At 54.9% G+C, this 5,430-nt stretch carries 3 rRNA genes; all 3 read left to right on the top strand.

Annotation, left to right across the window (positions count from 1 at the left end):
- The first annotated feature begins 107 nt into the window (after window positions 1–107).
- The 3 genes from KOL93_RS15980 (at window position 108) to rrf (ending at window position 5,353) form a co-directional block, all read left to right on the top strand.
- A 16S ribosomal RNA gene (locus KOL93_RS15980) occupies window positions 108–1,634 on the top strand.
- Window positions 1,635–1,984: 350 nt separating this feature from the next.
- Window positions 1,985–5,082: ribosomal RNA gene (locus KOL93_RS15975) — 23S ribosomal RNA — on the top strand.
- Between the two features lie 154 nt (window positions 5,083–5,236).
- Window positions 5,237–5,353, top strand: a 5S ribosomal RNA gene (rrf, locus tag KOL93_RS15970).
- Together the 16S, 23S and 5S rRNA genes form the textbook arrangement of a ribosomal RNA operon.
- Window positions 5,354–5,430: the final 77 nt, after the last annotated feature.

The following is a 5,430-nucleotide window of genomic DNA, read 5'->3' as shown; positions in this document are numbered from 1 at the left end:
TGGGTGTTTGAGAATTCCTTTGGATCATTTGATGTCAGATGACATCATATTTGGTCAGTTTCAAACTCGCTGCGCACACGTTTTCCCGTGTGGGTATGCATCTTTTCTTTTTGGAGAGTTTGATCCTGGCTCAGGATGAACGCTGGCGGCGTGCTTAACACATGCAAGTCGAACGATGAAGCTCCAGCTTGCTGGAGTGGATTAGTGGCGAACGGGTGAGTAACACGTGAGCAACCTGCCCCGAACTTCGGGATAACAGTTGGAAACAGCTGCTAATACCGAATATGCACCAGAACGGCATCGTTACTGGTGGGAAAGATTTATCGGTTCGGGAGGGGCTCGCGGCCTATCAGCTTGTTGGTGAGGTAATGGCTCACCAAGGCGTCGACGGGTAGCCGGCCTGAGAGGGTGACCGGCCACACTGGGACTGAGACACGGCCCAGACTCCTACGGGAGGCAGCAGTGGGGAATATTGCACAATGGGCGCAAGCCTGATGCAGCAACGCCGCGTGAGGGACGACGGCCTTCGGGTTGTAAACCTCTTTTAGTAGGGAAGAAGCCTTCGGGTGACGGTACCTGCAGAAAAAGCGCCGGCTAACTACGTGCCAGCAGCCGCGGTAATACGTAGGGCGCAAGCGTTATCCGGAATTATTGGGCGTAAAGAGCTCGTAGGCGGTTTGTCACGTCTGCTGTGAAAACTGGAGGCTCAACCTCCAGCCTGCAGTGGGTACGGGCAGACTAGAGTGCGGTAGGGGAGATTGGAATTCCTGGTGTAGCGGTGGAATGCGCAGATATCAGGAGGAACACCGATGGCGAAGGCAGATCTCTGGGCCGTAACTGACGCTGAGGAGCGAAAGAGTGGGGAGCAAACAGGCTTAGATACCCTGGTAGTCCACTCCGTAAACGTTGGGAACTAGTTGTGGGGGCCTTTCCACGGTCTCCGTGACGCAGCTAACGCATTAAGTTCCCCGCCTGGGGAGTACGGCCGCAAGGCTAAAACTCAAAGGAATTGACGGGGACCCGCACAAGCGGCGGAGCATGCGGATTAATTCGATGCAACGCGAAGAACCTTACCAAGGCTTGACATATACCGGAAACGGCTGGAGACAGTCGCCCCCTTGTGGTCGGTATACAGGTGGTGCATGGTTGTCGTCAGCTCGTGTCGTGAGATGTTGGGTTAAGTCCCGCAACGAGCGCAACCCTCGTTCTATGTTGCCAGCACGTAATGGTGGGAACTCATGGGATACTGCCGGGGTCAACTCGGAGGAAGGTGGGGATGACGTCAAATCATCATGCCCCTTATGTCTTGGGCTTCACGCATGCTACAATGGCCGGTACAATGGGCAGCGATACCGTGAGGTGGAGCGAATCCCAAAAAGCCGGTCCCAGTTCGGATTGAGGTCTGCAACTCGACCTCATGAAGTCGGAGTCGCTAGTAATCGCAGATCAGCAACGCTGCGGTGAATACGTTCCCGGGTCTTGTACACACCGCCCGTCAAGTCATGAAAGTCGGTAACACCTGAAGCCGGTGGCCTAACCCTTTTGGGAGGGAGCTGTCGAAGGTGGGATCGGTAATTAGGACTAAGTCGTAACAAGGTAGCCGTACCGGAAGGTGCGGCTGGATCACCTCCTTTCTAAGGAGCATCTGAATCCTCTTCGGAGGGTTCCAGAGCCCGTCCTTCAGCGAATGTCTGGAGCGGGAAGCTCATGGGTGGAACATTTGACAAGGCGCCTCATGCTCGAGGTGTTCGCTAGTACGCCTGTCTTCGGATGGGTTGGAACGGGGATGCTGCGAGGGTGGGGTGCGTGCACGTTGTTGGGTCCTGAAGGCTCAGCCGTTTTGGTTGCAGCTTTCCGCCCCTTCTTGAAGCCGGTTTTTCTGGTGGATGGTCGGGCGCGACCGTACTTTGAGAACTACACAGTGGACGCGAGCATCTTAAAGAAGCGAACATGAATAGATTTTTTCTGTTTGTGGCTCATGTGATTTCAAGTCTTTAAGAGCAAACGGTGGATGCCTTGGCATCTGGAGCCGAAGAAGGACGTAGCAATCTGCGATAAGCCTTGGGGAGCCGATAAGCGGGCTTTGATCCGAGGATTTCCGAATGGGGAAACCCCGCCAGACGCTTTTGTGTTCTGGTGACTCCCGCCTGAATGTATAGGGCGGGTAGAGGGAACGTGGGGAAGTGAAACATCTCAGTACCCACAGGAAGAGAAAACAAAAGTGATTCCGTGAGTAGTGGCGAGCGAAAGCGGATGAGGCTAAACCGTGCGTGTGTGAGAGCCGGCAGGCGTTGCACGTGCGGGGTTGTGGGACCTACTAGGAGTCGCTGCCGTGATTCCAGCTGTACAGAAGCGTATAGACGAACCGGATTGAAAGCCGGACCAGAGAGAGTGCGAGTCTCGTAGTCGACATGCGTGTTCTGCAGTTGTGGGGATCCCAAGTAGCACGGGGCCCGTGAAATCCCGTGTGAATCTGTCAGGACCACCTGATAAGCCTAAATACTTCCAGATGACCGATAGCGGACAAGTACCGTGAGGGAAAGGTGAAAAGTACCCCGGGAGGGGAGTGAAATAGTACCTGAAACCGTTTGCTTACAAACCGTTGGAGCCTCCTTGTTGGGGTGACAGCGTGCCTTTTGAAGAATGAGCCTGCGAGTTAGTGATACGTGGCGAGGTTAACCCGAGTGGGGAAGCCGTAGCGAAAGCGAGTCTGAATAGGGCGATTGAGTCGCGTGTCCTAGACCCGAAGCGAAGTGATCTATCCATGGCCAGGCTGAAGCGACGGTAAGACGTCGTGGAGGGCCGAACCCACTTAGGTTGAAAACTGAGGGGATGAGCTGTGGATAGGGGTGAAAGGCCAATCAAACTTCGTGATAGCTGGTTCTCTCCGAAATGCATTTAGGTGCAGCGTTGCGTGTTTCTTACCGGAGGTAGAGCTACTGGATGGCCGATGGGGCCCAAAAGCTTACTGACGTCAGCCAAACTCCGAATGCCGGTAAGTGAGAGCGCAGCAGTGAGACGGTGGGGGATAAGCTTCATCGTCGAGAGGGAAACAACCCAGACCACCATCTAAGGTCCCTAAGCGCGTGCTAAGTGGGAAAGGATGTGGAGTTGCTCAGACAACCAGGAGGTTGGCTTAGAAGCAGCCACCCTTGAAAGAGTGCGTAATAGCTCACTGGTCAAGTGATTCCGCGCCGACAATGTAACGGGGCTCAAGCACGCCACCGAAGTTGTGGCATTGATACTAGCGACAGGCCTTCGTGGTCCAGTCGTATTGATGGGTAGGAGAGCGTCGTGTGCCGGGTGAAGCGGCGGAGTGATCCAGCCGTGGACGGCACACGAGTGAGAATGCAGGCATGAGTAGCGAATGACGTGTGAGAAACACGTCCTCCGGAAGACCAAGGGTTCCAGGGTCAAGCTAATCTTCCCTGGGTAAGTCGGGACCTAAGGCGAGGCCGACAGGCGTAGTCGATGGACAACGGGTTGATATTCCCGTACCGGCGAAGAACCGCCCAAGCTAATCCAGTGGTGCTAAGCGCCCGAATCCATCCATCGTCACCTTCGGGTGACACCGGGTGGCCTAGCGCGCGACCCCATGCTGGTGCGGTTAGCGTATTAACAGGTGTGACGCAGGAAGGTAGCCCAGCTGGCTGAATGGTGTCCAGTGCAAGCGTGTAGGCCGAATCATAGGCAAATCCGTGATTCATGAGGCTGAGACGTGATGCGTTTCAAGTGGGTGATCCTATGCTGCCGAGAAAAGCATCGACGCGAGGTTCTAGCCGCCCGTACCCCAAACCGACTCAGGTGGTCAGGTAGAGAATACTAAGGAGATCGAGATAATCGTGGTTAAGGAACTCGGCAAAATGGCCCCGTAACTTCGGGAGAAGGGGCGCCCAGCGCGTATTAGGACTTGCTCCGAAAGCGTGTGTGGGCCGCAGAGACCAGTGGGTAGCGACTGTTTATTAAAAACACAGGTCCGTGCGAAGTTGCAAGACGATGTATACGGACTGACGCCTGCCCGGTGCCGGAAGGTTAAGAGGACGAGTTAACCCTCGGGTGAAGCTCAGAATTTAAGCCCCGGTAAACGGCGGTGGTAACTATAACCATCCTAAGGTAGCGAAATTCCTTGTCGGGTAAGTTCCGACCTGCACGAATGGCGTAACGACTTCCCAACTGTCTCAACCACGAACTCGGCGAAATTGCATTACGAGTAAAGATGCTCGTTACGCGCAGCAGGACGGAAAGACCCCGTGACCTTTACTACAGCTTGGTATTGGTGTTCTGTGTGGCTTGTGTAGGATAGGTGGGAGACTGTGAAGCGATCACGCTAGTGGTTGTGGAGTCGTTGTTGAAATACCACTCTGGTCACTCGGGATATCTAACTTCGGACCGTGATCCGGTTCAGGGACAGTGCCTGGTGGGTAGTTTAACTGGGGCGGTTGCCTCCCAAAGAGTAACGGAGGCGCCCAAAGGTTCCCTCAACCTGGTTGGCAATCAGGTGGCGAGTGTAAGTGCACAAGGGAGCTTGACTGTGAGACTGACAGGTCGAGCAGGGACGAAAGTCGGGACTAGTGATCCGGCAGTGGCTTGTGGAAGCGCTGTCGCTCAACGGATAAAAGGTACCTCGGGGATAACAGGCTGATCTTGCCCAAGAGTCCATATCGACGGCATGGTTTGGCACCTCGATGTCGGCTCGTCGCATCCTGGGGCTGGAGTAGGTCCCAAGGGTTGGGCTGTTCGCCCATTAAAGCGGTACGCGAGCTGGGTTTAGAACGTCGTGAGACAGTTCGGTCCCTATCCGCTGCGCGCGTAGGAAGTTTGAGAGGATCTGACCCTAGTACGAGAGGACCGGGTTGGACGAACCGCTGGTGTGCCAGTTGTACTGCCAAGTGCATCGCTGGTTGGCTACGTTCGGGATGGATAACCGCTGAAAGCATCTAAGCGGGAAGCCGGCCTCAAGATGAGACTTCCATCGCCTTCGGGCGGTGAGGCTCCCAGTAGACTACTGGGTTGATAGGCCAGATGTGGAAGCACGGTAACGTGTGTAGCTGACTGGTACTAATAAGCCGATGACTTGATAACACTTCGCTTTCTGAGCGTTGCTTCGCGTCCACTTTGTGGTTCCCAGAGTACGGTTGTGCTTGTTGGGGCTTGTAATTTCACAGTGTCTTGTTGAAGCTGTTGAAACACGATTGGTTTACCCGCACTGGTGTTGTGGTGTGTGGTTGGTAGGTGTTTCGGTGGTTATAGCGAGAGGGAAACGCCCGGTTACATTCCGAACCCGGAAGCTAAGCCTCTTTGCGCCGATGGTACTGCACCGGGGACGGTGTGGGAGAGTAGGTCACTGCCGGACTTCACTTAGAGATGAAAGGGTCACCCAGTGTGGGGTGGCCCTTTCGTCGTTTACGGACCCGACTTATGCTCGGGAGA

Origin of the sequence: Microbacterium salitolerans (assembly GCF_019720895.1) — a bacterium.
GTDB lineage: Bacteria > Actinomycetota > Actinomycetes > Actinomycetales > Microbacteriaceae > Microbacterium.
The sequence above is the reverse complement of the archived record's forward strand: the minus strand, read 5'-3'. Positions and strand labels throughout refer to the sequence as shown.